The following is a 16,712-nucleotide window of genomic DNA, read 5'->3' on the forward strand; positions in this document are numbered from 1 at the left end:
ACGCCAACCGCCGCGGCCCGTCCCCTTCCCGCCGTCGGCGGGTGCGGGGCGTACCGTCTGGTCGGGGCGTGGTCCAGACCGGGGCGGGTGAGCTGACCTGCTCCTTGCCGAACCCGACGGAGTGAGCTGGCGCACACCTGCCGTAGAGTTGAGGCCGGTCGATACCTGACCGTGGCAGATCGGAAGGGCAGCAGGCGTGAGCGTCGACGACACGGGTTCCGGCGCGGACGCGGACGGCCGGGTGGACCCCCACGCCGCCGACTCCGGCGAGGACCCGCTCGCCCTGCGTCTCGAACAGCTCATCCTCGGCGCCGAGCGGCGCTACACCCCTTTCCAGGCGGCCCGCAGCGCCGGTGTCTCCATGGAACTGGCGTCGCGGTTCTGGCGGGCCATGGGCTTTGCCGACATCGGGCAGGCCAAGGCGCTCACCGAGGCCGACGTGCTGGCCCTGCGGCGCCTTGCCGGTCTGGTCGAGGCGGGGCTGCTCAGCGAGGCCATGGCGGTGCAGGTCGCCCGGTCCACGGGGCAGACCACCGCCCGTCTGGCGGAATGGCAGATCGATTCCTTTCTGGAGGGGCTGACCGAGCCGCCCGAGCCGGGCATGACCCGCACCGAGGTGACGTATCCGATCGTCGAGCTGCTCCTGCCCGAGCTGGAGGAGTTCCTGGTCTATGTGTGGCGCCGCCAGCTCGCCGCCTCGGCCGGTCGTGTCGTGCAGACCGGGGACGACGAGGAGATGGTCGACCGGCGGCTTGCCGTGGGTTTCGCCGACCTCGTCGGGTTCACGCGGCTGACCCGGCGGATGGAGGAGGAGGAGCTGGGCGAGCTCGTCGAGGCCTTCGAGACCACTGCCGCCGACCTGGTGGCCGCGCGGGGCGGGCGGCTCATCAAGACCCTCGGCGACGAGGTGCTGTACGCCGCCGACGACGCGGGCATCGCTGCGGACATCGCCCTGCGTCTGGTCGAGACGATGGCGAACGACGAGACGATGCCCGAGCTGCGGGTGGGCATGGCCTTCGGCACGGTGACCACCCGTATGGGTGATGTCTTCGGTACCACGGTGAACCTCGCCTCCCGGCTGACGTCGATAGCCCCACGTGATGCCGTGCTCGTGGACAGCGCCTTCGCGGAGGAGCTGATCCGCAGTGGCGAGGCCCCCGCCTCGGAGGCGGAAGCGGCCGAGGCCGCGGTCGCCGCGGAGAAGGAGGGCGAGGAGCCGCCCGTGTACCGCTTCGCGCTCCAGCCGATGTGGCAGCGGCCGGTCCGCGGGCTCGGTGTGGTCGAGCCGTGGCTGCTCGCGCGCCGCGACGGCCAGGCCTGAGGTCTGCGGCCAGCCTGAGATCTACGGTCGGCCTGAGGTCTACGGCAGGTCCACGCACAGGCCTATCACCGGTACGCACATGTTCCCGCCCGGCGCCGGTACGGGCTTGGGCCTGGGCTTGGGCTTGGGCGTGCCTGTGGGTGTGGGCGCGGGTGCGGTGGTGGGGTGGCTCGGGGGGCGGGTGGGCGTGCGCGGTGTGGCGGGTGCCGTGGTCGGGGACCCGGTGGGGATGGTCGTGGGCACGCCCGGGCTGCCGGGGAGTGTGGTGGGGGTGGGCCGGGCCGCGGGGGCTGTCGTGGTCGTGTGCAGCGGTGCGGCGCCCGCTCCGCCCATGACGGATGTGGACGTGGGGCGAGGGGTGGCAGCGGCGTGGGCGCGGGGCGTGGTGGGTGTGGCGCTGCCGGTCGGGTCCAGGCGGGGCTCGGCCTCCGCGGTGCCGGGGGTGCCGACCCCGGGGTCCGGGGCCACGCGGACGAGGCTGAGGACTCCGGCGGCGAGGGCGAGACCGCCGGCGGCCAGCAGGATCCTGCGGGGGCGGGGCTTGCGGTGGCGGCCGCGGCGGAGGGTGGCCAGTGGCTCCCCTTGCCGGTCCGCTTCCGGTTGTCGGTCCGCTTCCGGCGCACGGGACTGCGTTCGTATCGGTGTCATGAGTTCCCTCCCCGCCGCGCGCCCGGGGCGCGCCGTGGCGGTGCGCACGCTATGCGCTCCTGTGGGCGGTGTGGGGTGAGACGGCCGGGATGTCACTCGAACGGGCGTAGAACACCGGGCGGGATCGGCTCTTTCCGGGGGCCCTTTCCCGGGGCGGGGTACGGCTGCGATGATCGGGCCGACAGTGAGTTAACCCGCGTTAACCGGAGGGTGTCATGAGCGAGGAGCGGTTCGGGGAGTTCGTGCTGGTACGGCGGCACGGGCACGTGGCGGAGCTGGTGCTGGACCGGCCGAAGGCCATGAACGCCGTCTCGACCGGGATGGCCCGCTCGATCGCAGCCGCCTGCGAGTCGCTCGGCGCCGACCGGGACGCGCGGGTGGTCGTGGTGACCTCCTCCCATGAACGGGCGTTCTGTGTCGGCGCCGATCTGAAGGAGCGGAACTCGCTCAGCGACGCGGAGCTGGTGCGGCAGCGGCCCATGGCGCGGGGGGCGTACACCGGCGTGCTGGAGCTGCCGATGCCGACGATCGCGTCGGTGCACGGCTATGCGCTGGGCGGTGGCTTTGAACTCGCCCTGTCCTGCGACCTGATCGTGGCGGACCGTACGGCGGTGGTGGGGCTGCCGGAGGTGTCCGTGGGGGTGATCCCGGGAGGTGGCGGTACGCAGCTGCTGCCGCGGCGGGTGGGGGCCGCGCGGGCGGCCGAGCTGATCTTCTCCGCGCGCCGGGTGGAGGCGGCGGAGGCCGCCGAGCTGGGGCTGGTGGACCACCTGGTGGAGGAGGGGCAGGACCGCGAGGAGGCACTGGCGCTGGGGGCGCGGATCGCCGGGAACTCGCCGGTGGGGCTGCGGGCGGCGAAGCGGGCGCTGCGGCTCGGGCACGGGCTGGATCTGCGGGCCGGGCTGGAGGTCGAGGACGCGGCATGGCGGTCGGTGGCCTTCTCGGGCGACCGTGCGGAGGGCGTCGCAGCCTTCAACGAGAAGCGCAAGCCGGAGTGGCCCGGAGAGTGACACCCGCCCTGCACCCCCTGCCGCGGCGCACCTGCATCCCCACCGGGGTACGTGTGCCGGCCGCCTGAGGGGGGCGTCGGCGGTCCTGCCGGCTACCTGCGGGGCGGAGTCGCGTGGGCGTGCGCCAGCTGCCTGCGGGGTGGCGTCGTGGGGGTGCGTGTGTCGGCCGGCTGAGGAGTGGCGTCGCGGGGTGGCGCGTATCGGCCACCTGTGCGGCGGCTCCGCGGTGGCGCGCATGCCAGCCGCCTGTCCTGCAACCCCCTGGGTGTGCGCATGTCGGCCGCCTGAGGGACGGCTCCCTGGGTGCGCCTGTCAGCCACCTGCCCCGCAACCCCCCAGGGGCGCGGGGAACTGCGCGATCGGCCCCCACCGGGCGGGATGCCGACGACGGTCCGCACCCACCGGATCCAGTCGGCCCCCACCGGGCGGGTGGCCGACGATGATCCGTACCCACCGGATCCAGGGGCAGGGGACAGGGGGCGGCAGCCCCCGGGCGGCACCACAACCACCCCGCACCACCCCGGCCACCTGATCGCCCCATCAACCCCACCATTTATCGGCTTTCCTACCTAATCTGGGGTAATGGGTGAGGACAAGCGGCTTGCCGCCGTGGTGGCGCTGGCCCAGGGGATGGCGGCGGCCCGGACGCCGCAGGACTCCTGGCGGGCCGCCGCGCTCGGTGCATGCGGGGCGCTGGACGGCAGCTTCGCCGCGCTGTCGGTGTGGGAGCGCGAGCTCGGCCGGCTGCGGGTCCTCGTGAACGTCGGGGAACGCCGTCCGGACGAGGAGGAGTTCCCGGAGTCCGAGGCCTATCCCGTGCACCAGTTCCCGGAGATCACCGAGTTCCTGCACGAGCGGTGGGCGGGCGGGGGCGGACCCACCGCGTGGGTGGAGACCGCCGAGGGCACGGCGGCCGGCACCCCCGGCTACTTCCATCACCGTGTGGCCGCGCTGCGTCGCCGGGGCCGCGGTTGCTGTCTGGTCGCTCCCGTGGTGCTGCACGGGCGGGCCTGGGGCGAGTTGTACGTCGCCCGTGCGGTCGGTGTGCCCGTGTTCGCGCGGGCGGACGCCGACTTCGCCACCGTCCTGGCGGCCGTCGTCGCCGCCGGGCTCGCGCAGACCGAGCGGCTGGAGGAGGCCCGCCGGCTCGCGTACACCGACGCCCTCACGGGCCTGGCCAACCGCCGTGCCGTGGACGTGCGCCTGGACGAGGCCGTCGAACGGCACCGCGCGGACGGGGCGGTCGTCAGTCTCGTCGTCTGCGACCTCAACGGGCTCAAGAGGGTCAACGACACCCTCGGGCATGCCGTGGGGGACCGGTTGCTGGAGCGGTTCGGGTCGGTGCTGTCGCTGTGCGGGGCGATGGTGCCGGGTGCGCTCGTCGCACGGCTCGGCGGGGACGAGTTCTGCCTGCTGGCGGTGGGGCCGTCCGCCGACGACGTGGTGAAGGCGGCGGACGAACTGTGCCGCCGCGCCGCGGAGTTGGAGCTGGGGGAGGGGGTGGCCTGCGGGGTCGCCTCGACCGAGGACCCGATCGGGCCGGTGCGGGGCGCCCGGCGGCTGTTCCGGCTGGCCGACGCGGCGCAGTACCGGGCCAAGGCCGTACGCGCGGACCGTCCCGTGGTGGCCGGGCGGGAGGGGCCCGATGATCCTGTCGTACGGCTGGCGGACGAGTCCCCGCTCGAACCCTCGCCCGCGCACGCGGAGCGCCGGCGTTTCCGGGGCCGCGGGCCGTGAGGTGATGCACACGGTTCGGTAAGGGGCAGTCCTCGTCTCCACTAGTGACATCAACGCATTCAATGCGTACGCTCCTGAATATGGATATGCACACTGTGGTGGTGGGGACGTCCGGTGTCACGGCGTCCGACGTTCTCGCCGTGGCCCGCGGCGGCGCCCGGGTCGAGCTGTCGGCCGAGGCGGTGGCGGCTCTCGCGGCGGCCCGGGAGATCGTGGACGCCCTGGCGGCGAAGCCGGACCCGGTCTACGGCGTCTCCACCGGTTTCGGAGCCCTGGCGAGCCGGCACATCAGTCAGGAACTGCGCGCCCAGCTGCAGCGCAACATCGTCCGTTCGCACGCCGCCGGCATGGGCCCGCGGGTCGAGCGCGAGGTCGTCCGGGCCCTGATGTTCCTGCGGCTCAAGACCGTCTGCTCCGGGCACACGGGTGTGCGGCCCGAGGTCGCGCAGACCATGGCCGACGTGCTGAACGCCGGGATCACGCCGGTCGTGCACGAGTACGGCTCCCTCGGCTGCTCCGGCGACCTGGCCCCGCTGTCCCACTGCGCCCTCGCCCTCATGGGAGAGGGGGACGCGGAAGGGCCCGACGGCAGCGTCCGCCCCGCCGGCGAACTGCTCGCCGAGCACGGGATCCAGCCCGTCGAGCTGCGCGAGAAGGAGGGCCTGGCCCTCCTGAACGGCACCGACGGCATGCTCGGCATGCTGGTCATGGCCCTGGCCGACCTGGACACCCTGTACAAGTCCGCCGACGTCACCGCCGCCCTCAGCCTGGAGGCGCTGCTCGGCACGGACAAGGTGCTCGCGCCCGAGCTGCACGCCATCCGCCCCCACCCGGGCCAGGGCGCCTCCGCCGCCAACATGCTCGCCGTCCTCAAGGACTCCCAGCTCACCGGGCACCACCAGGACGACGCCCCCCGCGTCCAGGACGCCTACTCGGTGCGCTGCGCCCCGCAGGTCGCCGGTGCCGGACGCGACACCCTCGCGCACGCCCGCCTCGTCGCCGAGCGGGAACTCGCCTCCGCCGTCGACAACCCCGTCGTCCTGCCCGACGGCCGCGTCGAGTCCAACGGCAACTTCCACGGCGCCCCGGTCGCCTACGTCCTGGACTTCCTCGCCATCGCCGCCGCGGACCTCGGCTCCATCGCCGAGCGCCGCACCGACCGGCTGCTGGACAAGAACCGCAGCCACGGGCTGCCGCCGTTCCTCGCCGACGACGCCGGCGTGGACTCCGGGCTCATGATCGCCCAGTACACGCAGGCCGCCCTGGTCAGCGAGATGAAGCGGCTGGCCGTACCGGCCTCCGCGGACTCCATCCCGTCCTCCGCCATGCAGGAGGACCACGTGTCCATGGGCTGGTCGGCCGCGCGCAAGCTGCGCACCGCCGTCGACAACCTCACCCGGATCATCGCCGTCGAGCTCTACGCCGCCACCCGCGCCGTCGAGCTGCGCGAGGGCCTGGCCCCGGCGCCCGCCACGCAGGCCGTGATCGACGCCGTGCGCGCGGCCGGTGTGCAGGGCCCTGGCCCGGACCGTTTCCTGGCGCCCGACCTGGCCGCCGCCGACGCGTTCGTGCGCGGGGGGCACCTCGTCGCCGCCGTGGAGACGGTCACCGGCCCGCTGCGGTAACGAGCAGGCTGCCCGCCCCGGTGGCGGGCGGCCGTCCGGTCCGACGGCGAGGGGCCCCGTCCCATGGGACGGGGCCCCTCGCGGCGTCCTCGCCCCACTTCGGTTCGGCGGCGGGCGCCTTGGCGCACGGCCGCACTCCCGGAGATCTCTTCTGGGGCGGACCGCGGGTGGTGGGGTGCCGGGCCGAAGACCTGGCGGGGAATCAGAATCCGAGTCGTTCGCGGCGCACCGAATACACCACGAACCCGGCGCCGACGGCGAGGAACGCGCTGCCGCCGATGACGTACGGCGTGGTGTCGAAGCTGCCGGTGTCGGCGAGTTCGGTGCTGTCCTGCGCGGCCTCGGCCGTGTTCTGCGCGGCCTGTGCGGTGTCCTGCGCGGCCTCGGTGGTCGCCTCGGACATCGCCCGGGCCTGCCGGCCGACCTGCGTCGCCGTGGTGGCCGGACCGGCCTGCGTCGCCGTTCTCGCCGGGCCGTCCTGCGAGGCGTTGGCGGAGGGGACGAACCACAACGCGCACAGCAGGGTCCCTGCGGCGGTGGCGGTCAGCAGCGAACGGCGAGCGGATGACACGGAATATCGATCCCCCTTGTGGCGCTGGCGAATTGGCCGTGTGGGGCGATGTTAGTGAAAGTCGCGGGTCACAGGAAAGTCACGGGAGGTTTCGGCCTTACTCTCCCGGCATGAACGCTGAAGAGACATCACGGTTTGTGCGGCTTCGGGTGGAACTGGTCCTGGAGGTGCAGGACGAGGACCAGGTCACCAAGGCCGCGCTGCGCCGGCTCGCCGGTGATCCGGACCTGCCGCCGGAGGAGCGGGACCAGGCCGAAGGGGGTGTGACGGACGACACCGCGGAGGCCCTTGCCTATCTGGTGGATCCGTTCGACCTGGTCAGGGAGGTGCCCGGAGTGGAGCTCCAGCAGGCCTCCTGGTCCAGCGAGCACATCGAGTACGACCCGGACTCGCCCGACTGGGAGCTGGACGAGGATGATGGGGCGGACGACGACGAGGAAGAGGTCGGCATCGGCTGAGCGTTCCGGGGGTACCCCATGCCCCGGACGGCACCCGCCGTCCGGGGCTTCGTCGTCCCAGGGGGGCGCACGGGCGACTTCCATGCCACTCCGCTCGCGGGCGGACGTGGGATGCCCCACATCCACGGACCTGTGGAAACGGGTGGGTCGCCCGTAGCGTTGATGATTTCCTGCGGGGGGCTCGGGCTTTCACGAATTCGGCAACGATGGAGAAGCGTGTGATGACGGACAGTAAGCGGCGCAAGGGCCTGACGGTCGCGTCCGCACTGCTCGGCGGTGTGCTGGCACTCACCGGATGCTCCGGCGGCGGCGACGACGCCAAGGCCGCCGGCGACAACACATCCCAGGCCAAAGCCGATGCGGCGGCGGCCAAGAAGTCGTCCGCGGCCCAGATCACGATCACGCCCAAGGACGGCTCCAACAACGCCTCCATCAACAACTCGGCCGCCGTCCAGGTCTCCAAGGGCACCCTCACCGGCGTGACCATGACCACCGCGGACGGCAAGGCCGTCGCGGGCGCCCTGTCCGCCGACAGGACCAGCTGGAAGCCCACCGCCCAGCTGGAGCGGTCGACCACCTACAAGGTCGCCGCCGAGGCCAAGGACTCCGAGGGCCGTGTGGCCCACGAGAACGCTTCCTTCACCACGGTCGCCCCGGCCAACAGCTTCATAGGCACCTTCACCCCGGACAACGGCGCCACGGTCGGCGTGGGCATGCCCGTGTCGATCAACTTCGACAAGGCGATCACCAACAAGGCCGCCGTCCAGAAGGGCGTCACGGTCACCTCCAGCAGCGGCCAGGAGGTCGTCTGCCACTGGTTCAACGCCAACCGCATGGACTGCCGTCCCGAGAGCTACTGGAAGGAAGGCTCCACCGTCACGCTGAAGCTGGCGCTCGACGGTGTCCAGGGTGCCTCCGGCGTCTACGGCGTGCAGCAGAAGACGGTCACCTTCCACATCGGCCGCAACCAGGTCTCCTACGTCGACGCGAAGACCAAGCAGATGAAGGTCACGCGGGACGGCAAGGTCGTCAAGACGATCCCGATCTCCGCCGGCTCCCCCGAGCACACCACGTACGAGGGACAGATGGTGATCTCGGAGAAGTTCAAGCAGACCCGCATGAACGGCGCGACGGTCGGCTTCACCGACGACGACGGCAAGGGCGAGTACGACATCAAGGACGTGCCGCACGCCATGCGCCTGACCGGCTCCGGCACCTTCATCCACGGCAACTACTGGGGTGCCCCGTCCGTGTTCGGCAGCGTCAACACCAGCCACGGCTGCGTCGGCCTGCAGGACAAGAAGGGCGCGGGCGATTCGAACATGCCGGCCGCGTGGTTCTTCAACAACTCGCTGATCGGTGACGTCGTGGTCGTCCAGAACACCGGCGACAAGACCGTCTCCCCGGACAACGGCCTCAACGGCTGGAACATGGACTGGGCCCAGTGGAAGGCCGGATCGGTCGCCTGACAGCCTGTTCACAGCTCACCCGATGCCGCCCCCAGGGGCGGCATCGGTGTCTTGCGGGCGGCCACGGCCTTCTCATGCTTCTTTTATGGCCGCCTTATCGAGTCATCAGGGTCCGTCCCTACCTTGCGGGCATGTTCTTCACCTACCTGAGGCGCGAACTGCGCCGCCGTAGAAAGGCGGCCCTCGTCGTCGCCTCCGGTCTCGCGCTGGGTATCGCCCTCGTCATCGTGGTCAGCTCCGTGTCCAACGGCATGGGCAAGGCTCAGGACGAGGTGCTCCAGTCGCTGTACGGCCTGGGCACGGACATGACCGTCACCAAGGCGCAGGCGCCCGCCACGAGCGGCTCCGACCGGCCCCGCTTCCGGTTCGACGCGCGGGGCAACGAGGACAAGTCCACCCAGAGCAGCGACCGCGTCATGGTGCAGGGCTTCACCACCCTGGGCTCCTCCACTGTCACGAAGGTCGCGGCCCAGAAGGGCGTCTCGTCGGCCGTGGGCGGGCTGAGCCTCAACGTGTTCAAGGTCAGCGGGCAGTTCACCCGCGGGCAGTTCCAGCAGAACGGGGGCGGCGGATCCCGGCGGGGCGGCGGCAGCGGCCAGCCGCAGGGTGAGGTGCGGGGCGGCGGCGCGGACTTCGATCTCAACCAGTACACCGTCTTCGGCACGGACGTCACCAAGTCCGCGCTCGGCCCGCTGACCTCCTCGAAGATCACCGGCGGCCGTGGCTTCAAGGCGACCGAGACGAACGCCGCGGTGGCCGTGGCCGACTCGGCCTACGCCAAGGAGAAGAAGTACAAGGTCGGCTCGACCGTCACCGTCAAGGGCACCAGGTTCACGGTGATCGGCATCGCCACCGCCGACAGCGGCGACTCGGCCGCCAACCTGTACATCCCGCTCCAGCGGGCCCAGACCCTCGCGGACGAGAAGAACAAGGTCACCACGATCTACGTCAAGGCGGCCGACTCCCAGCAGATCGACACCGTCAAGGGCGCGATCCAGAAGAACGTCTCGGGAACGACGGTCACCACCTCCTCCGACCTCGCCAAGACGGTCTCGGGCTCCCTGTCCACCGCCTCCTCCCTCGCCACCAAGGTCGGCACGTGGCTGTCCGTCGCGGTGCTCGTGGCCGCGTTCCTGGTCGCCGGTCTGCTCACCTCCTCCGCGGTCACGCGCCGGGTGCGCGAGTTCGGCACGCTGAAGGCCCTGGGCTGGAAGTCGGGCCGGGTGACCCGGCAGGTGGTCGGCGAGGCCGTCGTCAACGGCCTGGTCGGCGGCGCCCTCGGCATCGCGCTCGGCCTCGCGGGTGCGTACGCCGTCACGGCCGTCAGCCCCACGCTGCAGGCACAGCTGGGCGGCGGTTCCGGTGGCGGTGGCGGTGGCTTCGGCGGCGGTGGCTTCGGCGGCCCCGGCCGCCGCGCGGCCAAGACCCTGGAGGTCGCCCTCACGGCCCCCGTCAGCGTGACGACGATCGCCCTCGCGGTGGGCCTCGCCGTGGCCGGCGGCCTGATCGCCGGCGCGTTCGGCGGCTGGCGGGCGTCGCGGCTGCGCCCGGCCGATGCGCTCAGGCGCGTGGAGTAGGGGCCACTTGACGGCAAGGCTGAGCAGGCCGACTCAAGGGGCGCGGGGCTGTGCCGATGTGCGGCTCCGCCGCGCGGGCCGCGACCGGCCCCCCACTCAGCGGCAGCCGCGAACGACGCACATCACCGCAGACCCCACCCAGGAGCCACCATGTACGACCTCAGAAACGTGACCAAGCACTACACCAGGGGCAAGGACACCGTCCGCGCCCTGGACGGCGTCGACCTGACCATCGGCGACGGCGACAGGCTCGTCATCCAGGGCCCCACCGGCGGCGGAAAGTCGACGCTGCTGCACATGCTCGGCGGCCTCGACCGGCCGACCTCGGGCGAAGTCGTCCTCGACGGAATCGATCTGGCCAAACTCTCCGAGGCCCGTCTGACGAAGGTCCGCAGCGAGAACATCGGCTTCGTCTTCCAGTCCTTCAATCTCATCCCCACGCTCACCGCCCAGGAGAACGTGGAAGCCGCTCTCGTCCCCCTCGGTATCAAGGTGAAGGAACGGCGCGAACTCGCCGCCGAGGCGCTGAAGTCCGTCGGCCTCGGCGAACGCCTGTCCCATCTGCCCTCCGAGATGTCCGGAGGCCAGCAGCAGCGCGTCGCCATAGCCCGCGCGCTGGTCAAGCGGCCCAAGGTCCTCCTCGCCGACGAGCCGACCGGCAACCTCGACGAGGGCATGCGCGTCGAGATCATGGACGTGCTCGAACGTCTGTGGAAGGAGCACGGGCTGACCTTCGTCATGGTCACCCACGACTCCGCGATCGCGAAGAAGGCCCCGCGCGTGGCCACCATCCGAAAGGGCCGGATCACCGTGAAGGAGAACGCGGGCGCCTGAGGGCGTATAACACCGTTCGTAGACGAGGGACTTCGCGGTTCTGTAACGGTGTCCCACCCGGCACGTAACAGTTCCTGGCAGCGCTTTCTCACCGTCCTCTCGTCTATTGAGCCGTCAGATCACCCCCCGGCATACTTCGGCATCCGGGGGGCCGACGTGCAGATGTACGGGACGGCCCCCCGCCGGGTGAATGGGGAATTCGCCCGGTACTCCATCTCCAGGGGGAGATCTTGCGCAGACAAGTGAAAAGAGCAGCTGCGGCCTCCGTCGCCACCGCCGCAGCCGTCGCCCTCGCAGCGGGTATGACCAGCCCCGCGTCGGCGAAGCCCGGCCGGCACGTCCCGGCCGCCGCCTCCTCGCGCACCGCCGAGCACCACGTCACCCTGATCACCGGCGACCGTGTCGCCCTCGACGGCAAGGGCCGCGTCGTCGGCCTGCAGCGGGCCGAGGGACGGGAGAACATACCCTTCCAGGTCCGCAGGTCCGGCGGGCACACGCTCGTCATCCCCGCGGACGCGGCCCACCTGGTCGCCTCCGGCACTCTGGACCAGCGCCTGTTCGACATCACCGAGCTGAGCAAGGCCGCCACCCGCAAGGCCCAGAAGAACGGCCTGAAGGTCATCGTCGGCTACCGCGGCACCGCCGCGGCCGCCAAGGCCGGCGTCCGGGACGCGGGCCGTCTGCGCCGCAGCCTTCCCGCGCTGAACGCGGACGCCGTGCAGACGCCGGCCAAGGACACCGCCGGCCTGTGGAACGCCGTCACCCACGGGGAAGGCGCCGCCTCGGGCATCGCCCACGTCTGGCTCGACGGCGTCCGCAAGGCCTCGCTCGACAAGTCCGTGCCCCAGATCGGCGCCCCGACGGCCTGGGCGGCCGGCTACACCGGCAAGGGCGTCAAGGTCGCCGTCCTGGACACGGGGGTGGACACCACCCACCCGGACCTCAAGGACCAGGTGATCGAGTCCAGGAACTTCACCGCCGCGGCCGACGCCAAGGACCACTTCGGCCACGGCACGCACGTCGCCTCCATCGTGGCGGGCACCGGCGCCAAGTCGGGCGGCAAGTACAAGGGCGTCGCCCCGGACGCCAAGCTCCTCAACGGCAAGGTCCTGGACGACACCGGCTCCGGTGACGACTCCGGCATCCTCGCCGGCATGGAGTGGGCGGCCTCCCGGGGCGCCTCCGTGATCAACCTGAGCCTCGGCGCCGCCGACACCCCCGGGACCGACCCGCTGGAGGCCGAGGTCGACAAGCTCTCCGCCGAGAAGGGCGTCCTGTTCGCGATCGCCGCGGGCAACGACGGCCCCCGGTCGATCAGTTCGCCCGGCAGCGCGGACGCCGCGCTCACCGTCGGCGCCGTCGACAAGAAGGACAAGCTGGCGGACTTCTCCTCCACCGGCCCGCGCGTCGGCGACGGTGCCATCAAGCCGGACGTCACCGCGCCCGGAGTGAGCATCACCGCCGCCGCGGCCAAGGGCAGCGTCATCGACCGGGAACTCGGCGAGAAGCCCGACGGCTATCTGACCCTCGACGGCACCTCGATGGCCACCCCGCACGTCGCGGGCGCCGCCGCCATCCTCAAGCAGGAGCACCCCGACTGGGGCTACGCCGAGCTGAAGGGCGCGCTCACCGGCTCCGCCAAGGGCGGCAACTACACGCCGTTCCAGCAGGGATCGGGCCGGATCGCGGTGGACAAGGCGTTCAAGCAGTCCGTGATCGCCGACCCGGTCTCGGTCAGCTTCGGTGTGCAGCAGTGGCCGCACACCGACGACACCCCGGTCACCAAGCAGCTGACGTACCGCAACCTCGGGGACAAGGCCGTCACGCTCAGCCTGACCAGCACCGCCACCGACCCCAGGGGCCAGGCCGCCCCGGCGGGCTTCTTCAAGACCGGCGCGACCACGGTGACGGTCCCGGCCCACGGCAAGGCCTCCGTCGGCCTCACGGCCGACACCAGGCTCGGCGGCACCGTCGACGGCGCCTACTCCGCCTACGTGACCGCGACCGGCGGCGGGCAGACCGTCCGCACGGCCGCCGCGGTGCAGCGCGAGGTGGAGTCGTACGACGTCACGCTGAAGTTCATCGGCCGTGACGGCAAGCCGGCTCCGTACTACAACGCCGACCTCAGCGGTGTGGCGGGCCTCGCCACCGGCCAGGAGCTGACCCCCTACGACAAGTCCGGCACGGTGAGGGCGCGCGCGCCCAAGGGCACGTACATCCTCAACACCGCCGTGTTCCGGGACCCGCGGGACGCCACCAAGGGCATCGACTGGATCGCCCAGCCGAAGCTGACCGTCGGCAAGAAGCAGACGATCACCATCGACGCGCGCAAGGCCAGGCCGGTGGACGTCACCGTCCCGGCCACGGGCCTGAAGTCCCGGTTCGCCTCTCCGGAGTGGGACGTCACGATCGACGGCAACCAGTACGGCTACGGCTGGTTCCTCGACACCTACAAGAACTTCCGCACCGCCCACCTGGGCCCCGCGCTGCCCCCGGGCGCGCTGTTCCAGCAGTGGGACGGCCACTGGACCAAGGGCGCGACCGAGCAGTACGACGTCACCGCCGGCGGCCCGGTCAAGCAGCTCGCCACCGGCTACACCAAGCACTACAGGGCGAGTGACCTGGCCACCGTCAAGGCCCGGCTCGGTGCCGCCGCGAGCGGCAAGACGGGCTCCGTCACCGCCTCGGGCTGGCTGCCCGGCAGCTCCGGCGCCTCCGGCATCAGCATCCCGCAGAAGCTGCCCGGCACCCGCACCCTGCACCTGTCCGCCAGGGGCGGTGTGAAGTGGAGCCTGGAGTTCGAGCAGGACGGCGCGGTGGACCAGGACGGCTTCCCGGTCGCCGACTCCGCGTACTCGGTCGGTGCGCAGTCCTTCACGGCGGGCAGGACCTACACGAGGACCATCAACACCGCGGTCTTCGCCCCGCTGGTCGATGCCCAGCTCGGCCTGTTCCGGGAGGGCAACACCGTCTACGGCACGCTGCCCCTGTTCGCCGACGGTGCCGGGAACGTCGGGTACTCGACGTTGTCCTCGGTGACCACGACCCTGTACCGCAACGGCACCAAGGTCGGCTCCAACGACGACCCGCTGGTCGGCGACAAGGTCTTCAAGGTCCCGGCCGGTGACGCCGCCTACCGGCTGACCACCTCGGTCAAGCGCTCCGCCCGGGTCGCGAACGCCTCCACGCGGATCGACGCGGCCTGGACCTTCCGCTCCAGGAAGCCGGCCGGCGGTATGGCCAAGCTTCCTGCCTCCGCCCTGCACTTCGGCGCCAGGACCGGCCTGGACAGCCGGGTCGAGGCGGGCCGGAAGGCCACCTTCCCGGTCACCGTGGAGGGTTCGGCCGCGGGCCGCAACCTGAAGTCCCTGTCCGTCTACGTCTCCTACGACGGCAGGACCTTCAAGAAGGTCGACGTCCGCGGCGGAAAGATCACCGTCAGGAACCCGGCGAAGGGCAAGGGCATCTCCTTCCGCGCCGAGATCGCCGACAAGTCGGGCAACACGTCGACGATCACGATCTACAACGCCTACTTCGGCAAGTGAGCCGTAGGTAGCCGAATAGACCGGTAATCGGTATCGAGCGGCCCGTCGGAAGCTGGTGCTTCCGGCGGGCCGTCCGTCTGCCCGGGCCCGGTGACCAGCTCGCACCAGACCGTTTTGCGGTCTGCCTCCGGGACCACGCCCCACCGCTCGGCGAGCGCGCCGACGAGGGCAAGGCCACGGCCGGACTCATGGGCGGCGGAGGCCTGGAGGAGGACCGGCAGGGCGCGCGGGTCGGGGTCGGTGACCTCGATCCGGGTGCGGCCGTGACCTGTGCGCATGACCCGGACCGTCACGGGCGTCCCTTCGCCGAGGTGATCGATGACGTTCGTGAGCAACTCCGTCGCGCACAGGCGGACGTCGAAGTCGTGGTCACGCAGGTGCCGGCGCAGCTCGGGCACGGCCTTGGGGATCGCGAGCAGGGAGAGGTCGAAGGGTTCGGCGCGGGGCGTCATCGCTCGGCCCGCCGTCCGCCTGAGCGCCGCGGCGAGGGCGCTCGCGGTGGCCGGGGTGCAGTTCCCGAGCGCGACGAGCCCGGCGGATGGCGCATACGTACCGGCGAAGCCCGACAGGTTGCTGCGGAGAGAGGGCAGGGCGATGTCGTGCAGGGCGAGGGCTGAGCGGAGTTCCTCGACGCAGAGGGTCACGTCGAAAGCGGTGGGGGAGCGGTCGGCCATGAGGTGTGCGCGGCTTTCTGTGCGGTGTGTGACGAACATCTCACAGGCTGTCGTCGGGCTCGCTACCGTGGAAGACGTTTCGCGTCCGCGACGGGAACAGCGGAAACGGCAGGGCGAGTTACGGCGGTGGGTTCATGGCACGGCGCAAGGACATCGACGGCTCGACGAGCGTCCCGACCTTCTACGGCAAGGAGCTGAGGTGGAAGCGGGAGGCGGCGGGGCTGTCCCTGGAGGCGCTGCTCGAAGGGAGCTTCTACGGCAAGTCGCATCTCAGCGACATCGAGCGCGGGGAGCGGCGGATGCCGCTGGATCTGGCGCGGCATGTCGATCAGGTACTGGACACCGACGGGTTCTTCGAGCGGCATTGCGAGGATGTGCGGAGGGCGCGGAGGGGGCCGCATGCCGCGTACTTCGAGAAGATCCTGGAGGCGGAGAGGCATGCGGAGTCCATCGAGGAGTGGTGCCCCAGCACCTTCCCCGGACTGCTGCAGACCGCTCCGTACGCTCGGGCGCTGGTGCGATCCGCTCACCCGTCGGCCTCCGACGACTGGGTGGAGGAGAAGGTGCGGGCCCGGCTCGGCCGCGCACAACTCTTCGAGGACGACCACTCCGTCCCGGAGTACTGGGCCATCCTGCACGAGTCGCTGGTCACCGACCCCATCGTGCCGCCGGAGGAGATGACCGCGCAGCTCGCCCGGATCGTGGAGCTGGCGGAGCGGCGCCGGATCACTCCGCAGATCGTTCCGCGGAAGTGCGGCGCGTATCCCCTGATGGCCGCCTCCATCAAGGTCATGACCTTCCCGGACGCTCCGCCGCTGATCTACACCGAGGCGTCCTACAGCGGGGACACCATCGACGATCCGGCCCTCGTGAAGCAGTACCACAAGGCATACGATCGGCTCAGGGCCGTCGCACTGTCACCAGTCACGTCCCTGGCCATGATCAAGGCAGCCGCAGAGGATTACCGAAATGCCAAGCAACCGGATCGACTTGAGTGACGCACTCTGGTTCAAGAGCAGCTACAGCAACGGTGACGGCGGAGACTGCGTCGAAGTGGCGGGCGATTTCCCCGGTGCCGCCCTCTGGCGCAAGTCGAGCTACAGCAACGGTGACGGCGGCAACTGTGTCGAAGTGGCGGGCGGCTTTCCCGGTGCCGCCCTCTGGCGCAAGTCGAGCTACAGCAACGGTGACGGCGGCAACTGTGTCGAAGTGGCGGGCGGCTTTCCCGGTGCCGCCCTCTGGC

The 16,712-nt window shown here is 71.3% G+C and carries 14 protein-coding genes and 1 pseudogene; 12 read left to right on the top strand and 3 right to left on the bottom strand.

Translation table 11 applies throughout. The features are described 5' to 3' along the window. Positions 1-196 precede the first annotated feature (196 nt). Complete coding sequence (locus ACFZCP_RS01055; RefSeq protein WP_391422907.1) at positions 197-1,321, top strand: adenylate/guanylate cyclase domain-containing protein; 1,125 nt, start codon at positions 197-199, stop codon at positions 1,319-1,321. A gap of 39 nt (positions 1,322-1,360) precedes the next feature. On the opposite strand, the gene ACFZCP_RS01060 is transcribed toward ACFZCP_RS01055, so the two are convergent. Then, complete coding sequence (locus ACFZCP_RS01060; protein ID WP_391422909.1) at positions 1,361-1,969, bottom strand: hypothetical protein; 609 nt, start codon at positions 1,967-1,969, stop codon at positions 1,361-1,363. A gap of 215 nt (positions 1,970-2,184) precedes the next feature. Between ACFZCP_RS01060 and ACFZCP_RS01065 the strand changes: the two genes are divergently transcribed. The 3 genes from ACFZCP_RS01065 to hutH all read left to right on the top strand — a co-directional run bounded on the left by ACFZCP_RS01065 (position 2,185) and on the right by hutH (position 6,341). Further along, a complete protein-coding gene (locus ACFZCP_RS01065) occupies positions 2,185-2,979 on the top strand; it encodes an enoyl-CoA hydratase-related protein (protein ID WP_362688479.1) in 795 nt (264 codons plus the stop codon). Between the two features lie 582 nt (positions 2,980-3,561). Then, positions 3,562-4,716: a diguanylate cyclase domain-containing protein gene (locus ACFZCP_RS01070; RefSeq protein WP_391422912.1), complete on the top strand. Its 1,155-nt coding sequence runs from the start codon at positions 3,562-3,564 to the stop codon at positions 4,714-4,716. Positions 4,717-4,802: 86 nt separating this feature from the next. Beyond that, positions 4,803-6,341, top strand: coding sequence for a histidine ammonia-lyase (gene hutH / locus ACFZCP_RS01075; protein WP_391423671.1), 1,539 nt, complete (start codon positions 4,803-4,805; stop codon positions 6,339-6,341). A 202-nt stretch (positions 6,342-6,543) separates the two neighbouring features. Here the strand turns inward: hutH and ACFZCP_RS01080 are convergent, their stop codons facing one another. Continuing rightward, on the bottom strand, positions 6,544-6,912 hold the full coding sequence (locus tag ACFZCP_RS01080) for a hypothetical protein (protein ID WP_362688473.1): 369 nt from the start codon (positions 6,910-6,912) through the stop codon (positions 6,544-6,546). 110 nt (positions 6,913-7,022) lie between these two features. Here ACFZCP_RS01080 and ACFZCP_RS01085 point away from each other — a divergent pair, with 110 nt between their 5' ends. The 5 genes from ACFZCP_RS01085 to ACFZCP_RS01105 all read left to right on the top strand — a co-directional run bounded on the left by ACFZCP_RS01085 (position 7,023) and on the right by ACFZCP_RS01105 (position 14,795). Next, positions 7,023-7,370 carry a hypothetical protein gene (locus ACFZCP_RS01085; protein WP_391422914.1) on the top strand — a complete coding sequence of 116 codons (348 nt, stop codon included), beginning with the start codon at positions 7,023-7,025 and terminating at the stop codon, positions 7,368-7,370. 221 nt (positions 7,371-7,591) lie between these two features. Further along, the gene (locus ACFZCP_RS01090) at positions 7,592-8,839 is read left to right on the top strand and encodes an Ig-like domain-containing protein (protein WP_391422916.1); all 1,248 of its coding nucleotides are present in this window, start codon (positions 7,592-7,594) and stop codon (positions 8,837-8,839) included. Positions 8,840-8,970: 131 nt separating this feature from the next. Beyond that, positions 8,971-10,416, top strand: coding sequence for an ABC transporter permease (locus ACFZCP_RS01095; protein ID WP_391422918.1), 1,446 nt, complete (start codon positions 8,971-8,973; stop codon positions 10,414-10,416). Positions 10,417-10,566: 150 nt separating this feature from the next. Next, entirely contained in the window at positions 10,567-11,250 is a 684-nt protein-coding gene (locus ACFZCP_RS01100) for an ATP-binding cassette domain-containing protein (protein ID WP_391422920.1), read from the top strand. A 242-nt stretch (positions 11,251-11,492) separates the two neighbouring features. After that, positions 11,493-14,795, top strand: coding sequence for a S8 family serine peptidase (locus ACFZCP_RS01105; RefSeq protein ID WP_391422922.1), 3,303 nt, complete (start codon positions 11,493-11,495; stop codon positions 14,793-14,795). On the opposite strand, the gene ACFZCP_RS01110 is transcribed toward ACFZCP_RS01105, so the two are convergent. Continuing rightward, a complete protein-coding gene (locus tag ACFZCP_RS01110; protein ID WP_391422924.1) occupies positions 14,780-15,469 on the bottom strand; it encodes an ATP-binding protein in 690 nt (229 codons plus the stop codon). The two genes, ACFZCP_RS01105 and ACFZCP_RS01110, sit on opposite strands and share 16 nt — an antisense overlap. Before the next feature lie 134 nt (positions 15,470-15,603). Here ACFZCP_RS01110 and ACFZCP_RS01115 point away from each other — a divergent pair, with 134 nt between their 5' ends. The 3 genes and pseudogenes from ACFZCP_RS01115 to ACFZCP_RS01125 form a co-directional block, all read left to right on the top strand. Then, positions 15,604-16,467 carry a Scr1 family TA system antitoxin-like transcriptional regulator gene (locus ACFZCP_RS01115; protein ID WP_391422926.1) on the top strand — a complete coding sequence of 288 codons (864 nt, stop codon included), beginning with the start codon at positions 15,604-15,606 and terminating at the stop codon, positions 16,465-16,467. After that, positions 16,439-16,582, top strand: a pseudogene (locus ACFZCP_RS01120) (DUF397 domain-containing protein); the annotation flags it as partial. The gene ACFZCP_RS01115 and the pseudogene ACFZCP_RS01120, both read left to right, overlap by 29 nt. Positions 16,583-16,600: 18 nt before the next feature. Then, positions 16,601-16,712 (top strand): DUF397 domain-containing protein (locus ACFZCP_RS01125; RefSeq protein ID WP_391423673.1); only part of this gene is annotated, 112 nt, incomplete at its 3' end.

Origin of the sequence: Streptomyces sp. NPDC007971 (genome assembly GCF_042958635.1) — a bacterium.
Classification (GTDB): domain Bacteria; phylum Actinomycetota; class Actinomycetes; order Streptomycetales; family Streptomycetaceae; genus Streptomyces.